The organism is Amycolatopsis sp. FDAARGOS 1241, from assembly GCF_016889705.1.
In the GTDB taxonomy this organism is placed as follows: domain Bacteria; phylum Actinomycetota; class Actinomycetes; order Mycobacteriales; family Pseudonocardiaceae; genus Amycolatopsis.
This window is the reverse complement of sequence record NZ_CP069526.1, coordinates 8,616,425-8,630,586: the sequence shown is the minus strand read 5'-3', so window position 1 is coordinate 8,630,586 and position 14,162 is coordinate 8,616,425. Positions and strand designations below refer to the sequence as shown.

The window sequence follows — 14,162 nt, the reverse complement described above, 5'->3', positions numbered from 1 at the left end:
GATGCCGAAGCTCACCTACGTGCAGCCCGACGGGACCGCCCGCACCGTCGACGCGACCGTCGGCCGGAGCGTGATGCAGACGGCGCTCGACCACGGTGTCGACGGGATCGTCGCCGAGTGCGGCGGTAACGCCATGTGTGCGACCTGTCACGTGTACGTCGACCCGGAGCGTCTCGACGATCTTGGACCCTTGTGCTCAGATGAAGAGGAGATGTTGGACTGCACGGCCAGCCCGCGGGCGGCCACCAGCAGGCTGTCCTGCCAGCTACCGGTGACCGACGAGCTCGACGGTCTGGTCCTGCGCTTGCCGGAGGAGCAGTTATGAGCACAGGGTCCTCGCCCGAAACCGTCCTCGTCGCCGGCGGCGGCCAGAGCGGCTTCCAGGCCGCGGCTTCGTTGCGCGACAAGGGCTTCACCGGGCGGGTGGTCCTGGTCGGCGACGAGCCCGGGGTGCCCTACCAGCGGCCGCCGCTGTCGAAGGCGTACCTCAAGGGCACGGCGAGTGACGAGCAGTTGCGCCTGCGGCCTGAGGACTTCTTCGCGGAGAAGGACATCGAGCTCGTCCCCGGGCGGGTGGCCTCGGTCGACCGCGTCGCCTCGCGCGCGGTGCTGGAAGACGGCACCGAGTTGCCCTACGACCACCTCGTGCTCGCCACCGGCGCGCGCAACCGCGTGCTGCCCGTGCCGGGCGCGGACCTCGACGGCGTGCTGATGCTGCGCACCCGCGAAGACGCCGACCGGCTGCGGTCCTCGCTCGAAGGCGCCTCGAACGTCGTCGTGATCGGCGGCGGCTTCATCGGGCTGGAGTTCGCGTCGCACGCCGGGCGGCCGGTGACGGTCGTCGAGGCGCAGGACCGGCTGCTGGCGCGCGTCGCGTCGCCGGAGGTGTCGGAGTTCTTCAAGGAGCTGCACGAAAAGGCCGGGCACACGGTGCTGCTCGGCACCGGCGTCACCGCGCTGCACGGTTCGGGTCGCGTCGAGTCCGTGGAGCTGGCCGACGGCAGGCGCCTGCCCGCCGACCTCGTCGTGGTCGCGGTCGGCGTGGTACCGGAAACGGCGCTCGCCGAGCAGGCCGGCCTGCCCGTGACCAACGGCGTGGTCGTCGACGAGCACCTGCGCACCGAGGACCCGAAGATCTTCGCCATCGGCGACTGCGCGAACTTCCCGTGCGTCCACGCGGGAGCGGCGACGCGGCTGGAGTCGGTGCAGAACGCCGTGGACCAGGCCCGGTCCGTGGCGGCGTCGATCGCCGGCGACGGCGCGCCCTACGACAGCCTGCCCTGGTTCTGGACCGACCAGACGGGCGCGAAGCTGCAGATCGCCGGCATCCTGGCGAACGCCGACCAGACCGTGGTGACGGGCGACCGCGCCGAAGGCCGGTTCTCCGTGCTCTCGTTCCGCGACGGCGTGCTGATCGCCGTCGAGTCGGTCAACCGCCCGCCCGACCACATCGCCGCGCGCCGGCTGTTCACGGCTGAGCTGAAGCCGACGTACGCCGACCTCGAAGCCAGCTCGTTCGACCTGAAAGCCCATGTCAAGTCGCGTTCGGCGGCTTAGAGATCCGGAGGTACCCCCGTTGCGCACCCAGGTTGCCGTGATCGGCGCCGGTCCGGCCGGCCTGCTGCTTTCGTACCTGCTCCACCAGGAGGGTGTGGAGGCCGTCGTGCTGGAAGCTCGTGACCGCGAATACGTGCGGCAGCGGGTGCGCGCGGGGGTGTGCGAGCAGCCGACGGTGGACCTGCTCACCGAGATCGGCCTCGGCGAGCGGATGGCTCGGGAAGGCTTGCCGCACGAGGGGTTCTCGCTGCGCTTCGACGGGCGCGACCACCGCATCGCGCTGACCGAGCTCACCGGGAAGTCCATCACGGTCTACGGGCAGCAGGAGATCGTGAAGGACCTCGTGGACGCGCACGAGCGCCTCGGGTTGCCCCTGCACTTCGAGGTTTCGGACGTGTCGCTGTCCGATGTGGACACCGAACGGCCGGTGGTGCGCTACCGGGATTCGGCCGGGGCCGAGCAGGTGCTGGAGTGCGACGCCATCGCCGGCTGCGACGGGTTCCACGGCGTGGCGCGACCGTCCATTCCGGACGGAGCGTTGCAGTTCTTCGAGCGCGAGTACCCGTTCGCGTGGCTGGGTGTGCTGGCGCGGACACCGCCTTCGCACGAGGAGCTGATCTACACCCACCACGAACGCGGGTTCGCGTTGCACAGCATGCGTTCGCCGGAGATCACGCGCCTGTACCTGCAGGTGCCGCCCGATGAAGACCTCGCCCAGTGGTCCGACGACCGCATCTGGTCCGAGCTGTCCGCGCGGCTGGCCGTCGACGGCGAGTTCACGCTGCGCGAGGGCCCGATCCTGGACAAGGGCATCACGCCGATGCGCAGCTTCGTCGCGGAGCCCATGCAGCACGGCCGCTTGTTCCTGGCCGGCGACGCCGCGCACATCGTCCCGCCGACCGGTGCCAAAGGCATGAACCTGGCCGTGGCGGACGTGCGGGTGCTCTCTCGCGCGCTGGTGGCGCTGGTCAAGGGCGACGCGTCGCTCGCCGCGTCCTATTCGGACACGTGCCTGCGGCGGGTGTGGCGCGCCGAGCACTTCTCGTGGTTCATGACGACGATGCTCCACGTCGACCCGAGCGCCGACGCGTTCGCCCGCCGGCTGCAGCTGTCGCAGCTGCGCTACACCGCGTCGTCGCGCGCCGCGGCGACGAGCGTGGCCGAGAACTACGTGGGTCTGCCGTTCGCTTCTTGACTCTGACCCCGTGTGAGGCTTGACGGTAGGCGGTGTCATGTTCAGCATCGGAGAGTTCGCCAAGCTCGCCCGGGTGTCCGTGCGCATGTTGCGCCACTACGACGCACTCGGCCTGCTCAGACCCGCCCGCTGGACCCGCACAGCGGGTACCGCTCCTACGCCGCCGCCCAGGTCGCCGACACCGCGGCGCGGCTGTCGCGGGTCGAGGCGAGGCTCCGGTTGATCGAACCGGAGGACACCATGTCCGTTGTGGACGTCGTGGTCAAGCCCGTTGCCGGAGCCGCTGTCGTCGCCATCGGCGGCGTCGCGGAGTCGTTCGAGTACGACGACATCGGCCCGGTGGTCAGCGGCCGTGCTCGACGCCGGCTTCCCGCATGGAGGCCGCCGGCCTGCGTTTCACGGGCCCCGCGATCGCCTCGTACGAGCCGACCCCCGACGACCGTGTGCACGTCCAGGCGTGCGCCCCTTTCGCCGGCTCTCCGGACGGCTCGGGCCTGTCGCGGCTCCACCTCCCGCCCGTCGCCCAGGCCGCCACGCTCGTGCACCGCGGCACGATGACGACGATCGCCGAGTCGTACCAAGCGCTGGCCCACTGGATCGACGACAACGGCTACCGCGCCGAACCGGGACAGGCCAGAGAGGTCTACCTCCACACCGAAGGGGACGAAACGGGGTGGATCACGGAGCTACAGATCCTGATAACGCCGATTGGCGAGCGCTGAGCTGGTCAACTCGGGGTTGACGACAGTTGGATTGTCAACCTAAAGTTGACGGCATGACCTACCCCGTGAAGCTCGACGACCTCATCAGCGCCATCAAGGCGAACAACCAACAAGACACCCTCGCTCAGCTCTCCGACGCCGTGTACATGGGCGAGCACCTCGGCGAGCTGGCAGACCACCTCATCGGCCACTTCGTGGACCAGGCGCGGCGCAGTGGCGCGTCCTGGACGGAGATCGGTGCCAGCATGGGCGTGTCGAAACAAGCCGCGCAGAAGCGGTTCGTGCCGAAGGGTGATGCCGGCGACGGCGGCACGATCGAGCGTGTGTACGGCCGCTACACGGTACGCGCGCGCAACGTGGTCGTGGCGGCGCAGCAGGCGGCGATCGCGGCGAAGAGCCCCGGCATCGACACCGTCCACCTCGTCCTCGGGCTGCTCACCGAGCCCGCGGCGCTGGCCGCGGGGATCATCGTCTTCCAGGGGGTGACCCTGGAGGCCGTGAAGGAAGCCGCCGAGGCGCGGCTGCCCGAGCCCGTCGACCCGGTGCCCGAGCCGATGCCGTTCGCGGCCGCCGCGAAGAAGACGCTGGAGCTGACACTGCGCGAAGGCCTGCGGATGGGCCACAACTACATCGGCACCGAGCACATCCTGCTGGCGATCCTGGAACAGGGCGAGGGCGCGGGCTACGAGGTGCTGACCGGGCTGGGTATCACGAAGGAACCTGCCGAAGCGAAGATCCAGGAAGCCCTCGCGGAGATCGTGTCCGCCCGGGAACAGTGAAAACGCCGGCCTGGCTGGTCGTGGCGATCGCTGTCGCCGTCGTGCTGGTGACGGTGACCGCCTGACCGGTTCCCTCGCGCCCACCGCACCCCCTAGGGTGACCGGGACGCGCACGGGAGGACAACCGAATGGAAGCGGCGCAGGCGATTTCGTTGGTGGCGCAGTGGATCCGGTCACGAGGACTGGATCACCCCACGGAAGGCCTTTCGGCCGATCGCTTCGAAATGGGGTGGACGGTGTTCGCCGCGGACACCGACGACCCGAGCCATCCACTGGCGTTCCTGGACCTGCCGGCCGGGCGACCGGTGTTCCTGGTGGGTCAGTCCGGCCGCATCGAGCAGGTTCCGTCGGACCGGCTGCGGGAGCACGAGATGCGGTTCGCCGCCGAGGAACGCGCACAGGGTCAGGCGCCGCCGCCTCAGCCACCGCAGGAACCCGGGACACCGCAGCCGCCGCCCACTCCGGCTCAGGAGCAGGCGTTCATGGAGGAGTTCCGGCAAGCGTTCCTCGACGCCCAGGGCGACGGCCCGCCCGCGGTCCAGAGCTTCGAAATCGTCGACACCGCAGCGCCGAACGACGACGCACTCGCCGCTGAAGCGAGCCGGCTGCTCGAGCCGATCGTGCAGCAGCTCGCGCTGCTGGGACCCGGTGGCTGGGAGTGGTTCGCGGCCGAGTTCTCGTTCACCGTCTCCGCCGAGATCGCGATGCTGCGCTTCTTCGCCGGCAACCAGCACCGCGACGTCTTCGTGCCCGAGGAGATCACCGCGATGCTGCGCCGGCAGCGGCACGTCGCCGCGCAGATGTCGGCCGGACCGTGGTGGCGGCTGGTGTTGAGCGTGCTCAACAGCGGGCAGCTCAGCGTCACCTACGACTACGGCGACGAACCCTTCCCGCAGCACCAGCTCCTGCCGCCGGAGCACTACCGCAACGACCTGCAGATTTACCGCCGCCGTCAGGTACCCGACTGGCTCACGCGGTACGTCGGGCAGTGAGAGCCGGGCCGTGAAAGTCGGGCCGTGAAAGTCGGGCCGTGAAATCGGGTACTGAAGGCCAGGCACTGAAAAGGGGGCCTCGCGCAACCGCGCGAGGCCCCCTCGGGAAAGACTCAGGCGTCGATTTCGTTGCGCTCGTCGGTCGCCCACAGGGTGTGGAACGAACCCTCGCGGTCCACGCGGCGGTAGGTGTGCGCACCGAAGAAGTCGCGCTGTCCCTGCACCAGCGCCGCCGGCAAGCGGTCGGCGCGCAGGGCGTCGTAGTACGCCAGCGCGGTCGAAAAGCCCGGCGTCGGGATGCCCAGCTGCACCGCCGTCGAGATGACGGAACGCCACGAGTCCTGCGCGTCCTCGACGGCCTTGCGGAACGCGCCCGCCGTGAGCAGCGTCGGCAGCGCCGGGTCTTCCGCGTATGCGGTCGTGATGTCGTTGAGGAACTTCGCGCGGATGATGCAGCCCCCGCGCCAGATCGACGCGACCGCGCCGAGGTCGATGTCCCAGTTGTACTCCGTGGCACCGGCCTGGATCTGGTTGAAGCCCTGCGCGTAGGCGACCACCTTCGACGCGTACAGCGCGTGCTCGACGTCGTCGGCGAAGGTCTCCAGCGCGGCGCCCTTGAGCGGCGTGCGAGCCGGCCCGCCCAGCCCGCGGGCGGCCGCGCGCAGCGGCTTCGAGCCCGACAGCGACCGCGCGAACACGGCCTCGGCGATGCCGCTGATCGGCACGCCCAGGTCGAGACCGATCTGCACGGTCCAGCGGCCCGTGCCCTTCTGCTCCGCCGCGTCCTCCACGACGTCCACGAACGGCTTGCCCGAGCCGCCGTCGACGTGCTTGAGCACCTCGGCGGTGATCTCGATGAGGTAGGACTCGAGGCGGCCGGTGTTCCAGGTCTTGAACACCTCCGCGGCTTCCGCGGGCGAGTAACCGGCGGCGCCGCGCAGCAGGTCGAACGACTCGGCGATCAGCTGCATGTCGGCGTACTCGATGCCGTTGTGGACCATCTTCACGAAGTGGCCCGCGCCGTCGGCGCCGATGTGCGTGCAGCACGGCGCGCCGTCGACCTTCGCCGAGATGTCCTCGAACAGCGGGCCGAGCGATTCGTACGACTCCTTGGACCCGCCGGGCATGATGCTCGGCCCGTTGAGCGCGCCCTCCTCGCCGCCGGACACGCCGGTGCCGACGAAGTGCAGCCCGCGCTCACGCAGCGCGGCTTCGCGGCGGCGGGTGTCGGCGAAGTGCGCGTTGCCGGCGTCGACGATCACGTCGCCCGGTTCCAGCAGCGGCGCGAACTCCTCGATCACGGCGTCGGTGGGCCCGCCCGCCTGCACCATGATCACGATCTGACGAGGCCGCTCCAGCGCGTCGACGAACTCCTGCGCCGAGTACGCGGGGATGAAATCACCCTCGTCGCCGAACTGCTCGACGAGCGTCCGGGTCCGCCCCTCGGAGCGGTTGTGCAGGGCGACGGTGTGTCCGTGCCGGGCCAGGTTCCGCGCCAGGTTGCGGCCCATGACCGCGAGGCCGGTGACCCCGATGCTCGCCTTCTTGCTCATCCGAACCCTTTCCGAAGTCTCTTCCGACCGAGAGCCTAGCGTCGATCGGACTGCGCCGAACCTGCGAGAACATTCACCGGGAGTTCGGGAACGGACCGTCCTCGGCCGTCGTCGCAGGCGGCACGGTCTGCGCCCACTCGGCCCAATCGGCCATCGCCTGGTAGATCCGGATCGCCGCTTCCACGGCCACGCGCATCGCCTTCGTCTGCGGGCCCGTGCCGAAGTCGCCGCGGTCCTCGGCGACCGCGTAGGCGCGCATGGTCTCGGCGGTCTCGCTGAAGAATTCGTGCTCGCGGCGCAGGTGCGCGGTCAGGTCGCCGGGCTCCATGAGCCAGAAGAAGAACGACCGCAGCACCGATTCGGTGCGCAGCGTGTGGTCGACCTCGCCCTCGGCCAGCCACGCACGTACGGCGCCGAGCCCGGCTTCGGTGATCCGGTACGCCTTGCGCCCGCGCGGGCCGTGGCTGTCGACCTCGATCAGGCCGGCGTCGGCCAGCCGGGACAGCTCGGCGTAGATCTTCGGGTGCTGCGCCGGCCACACCGGGCCGAGCGCTTCCTCGAAGCGCCGGGCCAAGTCGTAGCCACTGGCCGGCCCCTCGGCGAGCAGCCCGAGCAGCCCATACCGCAACGACAACGCGACACCTCCGGCCGGAAGCCTACCTTGACATGTCCCTCGGAACATGTGGATGATCCATCGTGTCCTGAGGTACATGTCCTTGAGTACAGGTTGAGTGGTTCATGCCGCAGCTCTAGGCGTTGGTGGCCGGCGAGACCGCCGGGGCTCGGCCGCGCGGTCGCGCCGGCGCTCGCCGAGCAGGGCGTGCACGTCGTCGTGCACGGGCGCGACATCCAGCGTGCGAACGCAGTCGTCGAGCGGATCGCCGAGGCAGGCGGCAAGGCCGAGGCGTGCCTGGCCGACTTCGGTTCGCTCACGCAGGTACGTGACCTCGCGGAACGCGTCGGCGAAGTCGGGTTACTGGTGAACAACACCGGGGTGGGTGCGGGCCGTCCGCCGTACCGCAAGCGGGAGCTCAGCGCCGACGGCCACGAGCTGCGGCTGGCCGTGAACTCCCTGGCCCCCGTGCTGCTCACCCGGCGGCTGCTGCCCGGGCTGGGTGCGGGCGCCCGGATCGTCAACGTCGGCTCGGTCGGTCAGGCGCCGGTGGATTTCCCAGATCTGCGGATGGATCGCGGTTACCGCGGTTCGGAGGCGTACTTCCGCAGCAAGTTCGCGCTCGCCGCGTTCACCTTCGACCTGGCCGCCGAGCTCGACGGCCGCGACGTCACTGTCAACTGCGTGCACCCGGCGTCGCTGATGAACACGCGCATGGTGCGCGAGTCGCTGATCCCACCGATGTCGACGGTCGGCACCGGGACGAAGACCGTGCTCGCCGTGGCGACCGGCCCCGGCGGCGAGCGCAGCGGGCAGTACTTCGACGGCCTGCGCCCCCCGCGCGCACGAAGGGGCTTACGACCCCGCGACGCGGGCGCGGCTGCGCGCCGTCACCGCGGAACTGCTCGCGCCTTTCCTGTGAGGTCAGGAAAAACAGCGAATCGGTGCGCCGTTGTACGCGACCATGTCCGTGATCGCCGCGACGAGGTCGATCGGCGCGCCCCACTCGGCACCGTCCAGTTCGGCATACGCGCGGTGCAAGTTGCCGGCGAGGCGCTCCTGTTCCGTCAGGTCCGCGAACTCGCCGAGGTCGGTCTCCTTCGCCAGCTGCAGCGGCGACAGACCGGCCGCCTTGCCGCGTTCCGCCGTCTCCTGCACGAACTTCAGGTACGCGTCGACCACGTCCACCTCGGCCAGCCCGCACGGGCCGCCGTGGCCGGGCAGGATCAGCGCCGGCTCCAGCTCGCGGATCACGTCGAGCGCGGCTCGCCAGCCGGCGACCGAACCCATGAGCGCGAACGGGCTGCCGCCGTTGAACACGAGATCGCCGGCGTAGAGCACGCGCTGTTCCGGCAGCCACGCGAGCACGTCGTTCGTCGTGTGCGCCGCGTGGCCGGGGTGGCTGAGCTCGATGGCGGTGCTGCCCGCGTACACCGTGAGCCGGTCGTCGAACACGACGTCGGGCGCGCGCAGTTCGAGGTGGCCCCAGTCGTTGCCGACGAGCACGCCGTCGTAGGTCTCGATGCCGGAGGCGAGCAGCGCCTCGCGCGTCTTGCGCTGGCCGATGATCGTCGCGCCGCCCACGAGGTAGTTACCGTTGGTGTGATCGGAGTGGTGGTGGGTGTTCACGAGCGTTGTGACCGGCCCCGTGGTGGCCTCCGCGGCGGCCAGCAGCGCGCGCGTGCGGCGTTCGGTGGCGCACGTGTCGATGAGCACGGTGTGGTCGCCGCCGTCGACGAAACCGCAGTTGTTGATGAACCAGGAGCCGTCGGGCTGGACGTAGCCGAAGACGCCGTCGGTGAGGCGTTCGACCTTCGCGGCGCCAGGGGAGCGATCGATCACACCGCCACTATGCCGCACGTCCGGCCGCGAAAACCTCTCGAGCGTTCAGCGTCTCCCGCTCGTCCGCCGCTTCTGCCCGGGTTTCCGAGTACACAAAGAACGTGTTGTGTCAAGGGTGATCGAGATCGTCCGGATGGAGCAGTCGTCGTGACCGAAAGGTGGGATATGGCCTGGTCCAGGAGAGTGACACCCCGGGTGACTGGCATTTCGGATCATTTCCTGGAACGCTGCGCAGTGTCATCATCGAACCCCGTCGGGTCAAGGTACTAACCTGGGTGGTTCGAGCGTCCGTGCGCTGACGGTGATCGTCAGCCGGTAGTGGTCCGGGAGAGCAAGGCTGATGGCGAGCACCGTCACCTCGCGCCGGAAGCAGCTCGGCAACGAGCTCCGGCATGCCCGCAACGCCGCGCGGATGACGCAGCAGCAGGTCGCCGAGGTTCTCGGCTGCACCCAGGGCAAGGTCAACAAGATCGAGTCCGGTGCGGTGGGGGTCAAGCTCGGAGATGTGCGGACGATGTTGAACGCCTTCGGGATCAACGGCGAAGAAGCCGACACGCTGATGAACCTGGCCCGCGCCGCCGCCGGCCAGCGCGGGCACTGGTCGGGTTACCGATCGGTGGTGCCCCACTGGTTCCGGACCTTCACGGACCTGGAGCCGGCGGCCGCGGAGATCCTCACCTGGCACGGTGAGCGCATCCCCGGCCCGTTGCAGTCGGAGCACTACATGCTCAAGCAGTTCACGGAGGCCGGTGCCACCGACGTCACGTCGCTGGTGCGCAACCGCGTCGACCGCAAGGCCGTGTTCGACCAGCAGCAGCCGCCGTACTACCGGTTCATCGTCAGCGAGGGCGCGCTGCGCCGTGCGCCCGGCGGGTACGCGCCGGCCGTGATGCTGGACCAGGTCGAGCACATGCTGGCGCTTGACCGCTACCCCCGCGTGTACGTGCACGTGCTGCCGTTCGGCGCGAAGCTCGCGGCCGTGCCCAACGATTTCACGATCATGCGGTTCCCGGACCGCACGCGCGACTTCGTCTACATCGAGCACTCCGCCGGTGGTCTGTACCTCGACGACGTCAAGGACTTCAACATCTTCGTCGACTCGTGGGACCGCCTGCGCGGTGCGGCGCTGGAGCGCGGCGAGACGCGCCAGTTCCTCAAGGAGCTGGCCGAGGGCTACCGGGCGCAAATGACCCAGTGACCAGCGCTTCCAGCAGTGGCACGGTTTCCTCCGCGCCGGGCTGGGCGTTGATCTCTTCCTGCACGCGCTGAGCGGCTTCGCGCCAGCGTGGTTCGGTCAGCAGCCGCACGGCGGTCGCGTGGATCTCGTCCGGTGTCGCGTTCGCGGGATCGAGCGCGACACCCGTGCCGAGGCGGGCGGTGCAGCGCGCGTTGCCCGGCTGGTCGGCGCCCATCGGGAAGAGGATCGACGGCAGGCCGTGGGCGAGTGAGCCGGCGACGCTGCCGGAACCGCCGTGGGACACCACGAGGTCGATCGACGGCAGCAGTTCGGCCTGCGGCACGAAGCGTGCCACGTGGACGTGCGGCGGCTGCGGGCCGAACACCGCGGGGTCGATCTGGGTGCCGACGGTGGCGGTCACGTGCGCGTCGAGCTTCGTCAGCCCTTCGAGGGTCCGTTCGATGAGGTCGCCGGATTCGGTGTTGAACCCCGTGCCGAGGGTGAAGTAGACGCCGGGTTTTTCGTGCGGTGCGCGCGGAGGCACCGGCTCGGCTTGGCGGAAGGAGAACGCGCCGGGCGGCAGCGGGGACGCCGGGTCGCGCACGCTGAGCGGGAACGGCGAGAGGACCAGTTGCCCCTCGAGCATGGTCAGCCCGGGATCGCGCGGCAGGCCGTGCTCGGAGCGCAGCGCGTGCAGCGGTTCGGCGACGAGTTCCTTGCGCAGCAACGTTCCCGCGGCGAGCACGAGGACGTTCACGCACGGAACTCCCGCGCGTTCCGCCGCGATCGCGGAGCCGAAGTCGACCTCGTCGCGGATCACGACGTCGGGGCGCCAGCCGTGAATGATCTCCAGCAGCTTCTCCGCGCGGGTGCGCGCGCCGCGGGTGGCGAAGAGCTCCTTGATCTCCCAGTCGTCGCGGGCGGGGTCGACGGGTGGCATCGGCTCACGCCGCGACGGCGCTTCGGCCACGGGCGGTGGGGTCGTGGGGATGACCGTGAAGCCCGCCCGGTCGATCCCGGCCACGTGCCGGCCCCCGCCGGAGACGGCGACCGTGTGCCCGCTTGCGGCGGCTGCGCGCGCGACGGGTGCCAGCGGATCGAAGTGGCCCCGGCCGCCGACGAAGATGAAGAGGAAGCGCATTCCCGGCAACGTAGCGGGTAACGAGGGGTCCGGTCGCGACGATTTCACGGGGCACTGGGGCTGTGCGGGTGCCACTCGGCCGGGGGCCGGGTGCGGGCGCGCCCGCGAGATCGGCAGACTGGTCCACAACACCAGACCACTTGGGGTCGGAAGGGGACAGCTGATGGCACAGGTACCGGATTCCGAAGCCCCGGAGGGCGTCGACCTCGAACGGCCGAACGCGGCCCGCATCTACGACTGGTTCCTCGGCGGCACGGCCAACTGGGCCATCGATCGCGAGTTCGGCGAACGCGCGGTGCAGACCTTCCCGATGATCAAGACCATCGCGAAGTCCGGGCGCGAGCTGCTCGGCCGCACCGTGCGCTACATGGCGCGCAACGGGATCGACCAGTTCCTCGACCTCGGCTCGGGTGTGCCGACGGTCGGCAACGTGCACCAGATCGCGACGTCCGTGAACCCGGACGCCCGCTGCGTGTACGTGGACAACGAGCCGGTGGCCGTCGCGCACTCGCAGATCCTGCTGGAACGCGAGGGAGTGGCCGACCGGCACGCCGTGCTGCAGGGCGACTTGCGCAACCCGGGCGACATCTGGCCGCGCGCGCTCGACACGGGGGTGCTCGACCCGAAGCGCCCGATCGGCCTGATCATGTCCGGCGTCCTCTACTTCATCGGGCGCGACGAGCCGGCGGTGGAGATGGTGCGGAAGTACCTGTCGCTCCTGCCTTCGGGCTCGTACTTCATGGCGTCGCACATCACGACCGACGGCGTGACGGCGCCCGACGGCGAGAGCCGCGAAGAGATCCACGAGCAGTACAAGCAGTCGAGCACGCCGATCCACTTCCGTTCGCGCGCGGAGTTCGCGGAGTTCTTCGAGGGGCTCGAGCTCGTGGAACCCGGCGTCGTGTGGGTGTCGGAGTGGCGGCCCGAGGAAGGCGAGTCGCGCAACAGCGACCGCATGGCCGCGGACCCGTCGTTCAGCGGCGGGATCTGCGCGGTGGGGCGCAAACCCTAGACACGCCGCGCGCTCCCCGTGGCCCGGGGAGCGCGCGGCGGATTCAGAGTCGGTTTCAGGCGTGCGACGAGCCCATGCCGTGCACGAGGGGCGCGAGGTCGACGCGCGTCTCCAGCGGCCGGGCGGCGCGCACCAGGTCGGGCTGGCGCGGCGCGGGCAGGTCGACGTCGGTGTCCCAGGTGATGGGCTTGCGCAGCGGCGCCTGGATCAGGCTGAAGCCGAAGCGGTGGCGTAGCTCGTGGTTGATCGTTCGACGGCCGTGGGTGCGTTCGTCCTCACGGCGGAAGAGCGTGGTGAGCCGGACGGCCATGAGATCACACCCCCAGTTCCGAAAGCGGTGACCGGGGCAGGTCCGCACCGGCCAGACCGAGGCAGCTCTCGCACGGCATACCCACGCCCGGCGCCAGCCACTCCACGTGGGCCCGGGGCAACGACTCCCCGCACCGCGTGCGCACCTCGGCACCCGAGCCACCCGCGTCCACCTCGAAGACGTGCACGACCCGGCGGGACTCGCGCACCGTGCCGCGGGCGAGGCGGCCCGCCACGAGCACGTCGGCGGTCAAACTGTCCTGGATGATCACTGCGGTCCCCTCCCCCCGAGGTTGGCGGATGGCCCTGGCGGGGTAGGCCGAATGCAGCAAGCCATTCACCCACCACCGGTGCCCCGATCGACGCGATTAATCCTACTCCTGGAATAATCTTCGTGTCGAGATCGGGTCGAGTTGATCACCCGCTTGGCCCTGCGGTTTGCTTCGCAGTGACAGAAAGAAGCCGGGGACGTGCGCGGCGACCGCACGCCCTGCCCAAGGCTCGGAGGTACGACCCATGGCGGATTATCCGTCGCTCCAGGATTACGACCCGAACACGGCCGAAACGCTGTTCGAGGACGCTGCCTGGGAGAAGTCGTTCGCCAGTGAGCCGAACGGCGGCAACTGCGTCGAGGTCAACCTGGGCCGTCCGGACGTCGTCGGCGTGCGCGACACGAAGCTCCCGGCCAGCCCCGTCTTCGTCTTCGGCCGGGGCGAATGGGAGGCGTTCCTGGTGGCAGTGAAGGCGGGGCAGTTCGATCTGCCGCCGGGCGCCTGAGGATCATGCCGCGCCGCCGCGCTGCGTTGCCCGTTCACGAAGTGTCACCCGATTGAGTGAGCTGCGTTGACCCTGGGTGTTCGGGCGGCGGTGGTCGTGGGGGCTGGAGTCGATCACTGCTGGGGTGTGATCTCGGCTTCGCTGGTCGGGCCGCGGGTGTGATCTTGGGGTTGCTGGTCAGGTCGGGCCGCAGATGTGGTCTGGACTCGGGCAGCGGCGGTTTTGACTCGGCTGGTGGCGGCGGCTGAGTCGAGGCGGGTCTCGGGTGCGACTTCGGCTCGGCGGGTCGGATTGACGCTGGTGACCTTGGTTCGGTCGACTAGGCTGTGGACGACGCGATCTCGGCTCCGGCGACGGATGTCGAGTCGGCGCGGGCGACGGGTGTGGTCCTCGCCCGGCGAGCCAGTCGGCGGTGGTTGCGCTCGGACGGTTGGGGGCGATCTGTTGCGCCGCGCTGCTGCTGAGCCGGCCAGGCGCCCTTTCGTCTCGCCGC

18 protein-coding genes and 1 pseudogene are annotated in these 14,162 nt (G+C 69.9%); 11 read left to right on the top strand and 8 right to left on the bottom strand.

Translation table 11 applies throughout. The features are described from left to right. The first annotated feature begins 1 nt into the window (after window position 1). The 4 genes from I6J71_RS41880 to I6J71_RS41865 are packed head-to-tail and all read left to right on the top strand — an operon-like array spanning window position 2 to window position 2,975. Entirely contained in the window at window positions 2-325 is a 324-nt protein-coding gene (locus I6J71_RS41880) for a 2Fe-2S iron-sulfur cluster-binding protein (RefSeq protein ID WP_204091904.1), read from the top strand. Next, window positions 322-1,557 carry an NAD(P)/FAD-dependent oxidoreductase gene (locus I6J71_RS41875; RefSeq protein WP_204091903.1) on the top strand — a complete coding sequence of 412 codons (1,236 nt, stop codon included), beginning with the start codon at window positions 322-324 and terminating at the stop codon, window positions 1,555-1,557. The genes I6J71_RS41880 and I6J71_RS41875 overlap by 4 nt, the downstream gene beginning before the upstream one ends. Window positions 1,558-1,576: 19 nt before the next feature. Beyond that, window positions 1,577-2,752: a 4-hydroxybenzoate 3-monooxygenase gene (locus tag I6J71_RS41870; protein ID WP_239154212.1), complete on the top strand. Its 1,176-nt coding sequence runs from the start codon at window positions 1,577-1,579 to the stop codon at window positions 2,750-2,752. Window positions 2,753-2,789: 37 nt separating this feature from the next. Then, window positions 2,790-2,975: a MerR family DNA-binding transcriptional regulator gene (locus I6J71_RS41865; protein ID WP_204091901.1), complete on the top strand. Its 186-nt coding sequence runs from the start codon at window positions 2,790-2,792 to the stop codon at window positions 2,973-2,975. On the opposite strand, the gene I6J71_RS41860 is transcribed toward I6J71_RS41865, so the two are convergent. Next, window positions 2,908-3,084: a hypothetical protein gene (locus tag I6J71_RS41860; RefSeq protein WP_204097627.1), complete on the bottom strand. Its 177-nt coding sequence runs from the start codon at window positions 3,082-3,084 to the stop codon at window positions 2,908-2,910. The two genes, I6J71_RS41865 and I6J71_RS41860, sit on opposite strands and share 68 nt — an antisense overlap. Window positions 3,085-3,126: 42 nt before the next feature. Here I6J71_RS41860 and I6J71_RS41855 point away from each other — a divergent pair, with 42 nt between their 5' ends. The 3 genes from I6J71_RS41855 (at window position 3,127) to I6J71_RS41845 (ending at window position 5,245) form a co-directional block, all read left to right on the top strand. Beyond that, entirely contained in the window at window positions 3,127-3,474 is a 348-nt protein-coding gene (locus tag I6J71_RS41855; RefSeq protein WP_204091900.1) for a GyrI-like domain-containing protein, read from the top strand. Between the two features lie 53 nt (window positions 3,475-3,527). After that, window positions 3,528-4,253: a Clp protease N-terminal domain-containing protein gene (locus tag I6J71_RS41850; RefSeq protein WP_204091899.1), complete on the top strand. Its 726-nt coding sequence runs from the start codon at window positions 3,528-3,530 to the stop codon at window positions 4,251-4,253. 128 nt (window positions 4,254-4,381) lie between these two features. Further along, on the top strand, window positions 4,382-5,245 hold the full coding sequence (locus tag I6J71_RS41845) for a hypothetical protein (protein WP_204091898.1): 864 nt from the start codon (window positions 4,382-4,384) through the stop codon (window positions 5,243-5,245). A 113-nt stretch (window positions 5,246-5,358) separates the two neighbouring features. Here the strand turns inward: I6J71_RS41845 and gndA are convergent, their stop codons facing one another. Next, window positions 5,359-6,798, bottom strand: coding sequence for an NADP-dependent phosphogluconate dehydrogenase (gene gndA / locus I6J71_RS41840; protein WP_204091897.1), 1,440 nt, complete (start codon window positions 6,796-6,798; stop codon window positions 5,359-5,361). Between the two features lie 73 nt (window positions 6,799-6,871). Further along, complete coding sequence (locus I6J71_RS41835) at window positions 6,872-7,432, bottom strand: PadR family transcriptional regulator (RefSeq protein WP_204091896.1); 561 nt, start codon at window positions 7,430-7,432, stop codon at window positions 6,872-6,874. Between I6J71_RS41835 and I6J71_RS51465 the strand changes: the two are divergent. Next, a pseudogene (locus I6J71_RS51465) lies at window positions 7,322-8,077 on the top strand (SDR family NAD(P)-dependent oxidoreductase); the annotation flags it as partial. The gene I6J71_RS41835 and the pseudogene I6J71_RS51465 sit on opposite strands and share 111 nt — an antisense overlap. On the opposite strand, the gene I6J71_RS49440 reads toward I6J71_RS51465, so the two are convergent. Both I6J71_RS49440 and I6J71_RS41825 read right to left on the bottom strand, forming a co-directional pair. Continuing rightward, on the bottom strand, window positions 7,993-8,169 hold the full coding sequence (locus I6J71_RS49440) for a hypothetical protein (protein ID WP_239154211.1): 177 nt from the start codon (window positions 8,167-8,169) through the stop codon (window positions 7,993-7,995). The pseudogene I6J71_RS51465 and the gene I6J71_RS49440 sit on opposite strands and share 85 nt — an antisense overlap. A gap of 166 nt (window positions 8,170-8,335) precedes the next feature. Then, window positions 8,336-9,253, bottom strand: a complete 918-nt coding sequence (locus I6J71_RS41825) for an MBL fold metallo-hydrolase (protein ID WP_204091895.1) — start codon at window positions 9,251-9,253, stop codon at window positions 8,336-8,338. A gap of 340 nt (window positions 9,254-9,593) precedes the next feature. Here I6J71_RS41825 and I6J71_RS41820 point away from each other — a divergent pair, with 340 nt between their 5' ends. Next, window positions 9,594-10,451 (top strand): helix-turn-helix transcriptional regulator, encoded by an 858-nt coding sequence (locus I6J71_RS41820; protein ID WP_204091894.1) that lies wholly within the window; start codon window positions 9,594-9,596, stop codon window positions 10,449-10,451. Here I6J71_RS41820 and I6J71_RS41815 read toward each other — a convergent pair. After that, window positions 10,408-11,571, bottom strand: coding sequence for a glycosyltransferase (locus I6J71_RS41815; RefSeq protein ID WP_204091893.1), 1,164 nt, complete (start codon window positions 11,569-11,571; stop codon window positions 10,408-10,410). The two genes, I6J71_RS41820 and I6J71_RS41815, sit on opposite strands and share 44 nt — an antisense overlap. Window positions 11,572-11,734: 163 nt before the next feature. Here I6J71_RS41815 and I6J71_RS41810 point away from each other — a divergent pair, with 163 nt between their 5' ends. Then, complete coding sequence (locus tag I6J71_RS41810; protein ID WP_204091892.1) at window positions 11,735-12,583, top strand: SAM-dependent methyltransferase; 849 nt, start codon at window positions 11,735-11,737, stop codon at window positions 12,581-12,583. A 55-nt stretch (window positions 12,584-12,638) separates the two neighbouring features. Here the strand turns inward: I6J71_RS41810 and I6J71_RS41805 are convergent, their stop codons facing one another. After that, window positions 12,639-12,893, bottom strand: a complete 255-nt coding sequence (locus I6J71_RS41805; protein ID WP_204091891.1) for a hypothetical protein — start codon at window positions 12,891-12,893, stop codon at window positions 12,639-12,641. 4 nt (window positions 12,894-12,897) lie between these two features. Then, window positions 12,898-13,164, bottom strand: a complete 267-nt coding sequence (locus I6J71_RS41800; protein ID WP_204091890.1) for a hypothetical protein — start codon at window positions 13,162-13,164, stop codon at window positions 12,898-12,900. 244 nt (window positions 13,165-13,408) lie between these two features. On the opposite strand from I6J71_RS41800, the gene I6J71_RS41795 reads away from it, so the two are divergent. Further along, on the top strand, window positions 13,409-13,669 hold the full coding sequence (locus I6J71_RS41795) for a DUF397 domain-containing protein (protein ID WP_204091889.1): 261 nt from the start codon (window positions 13,409-13,411) through the stop codon (window positions 13,667-13,669). The last annotated feature ends 493 nt before the right edge of the window (window positions 13,670-14,162 follow it).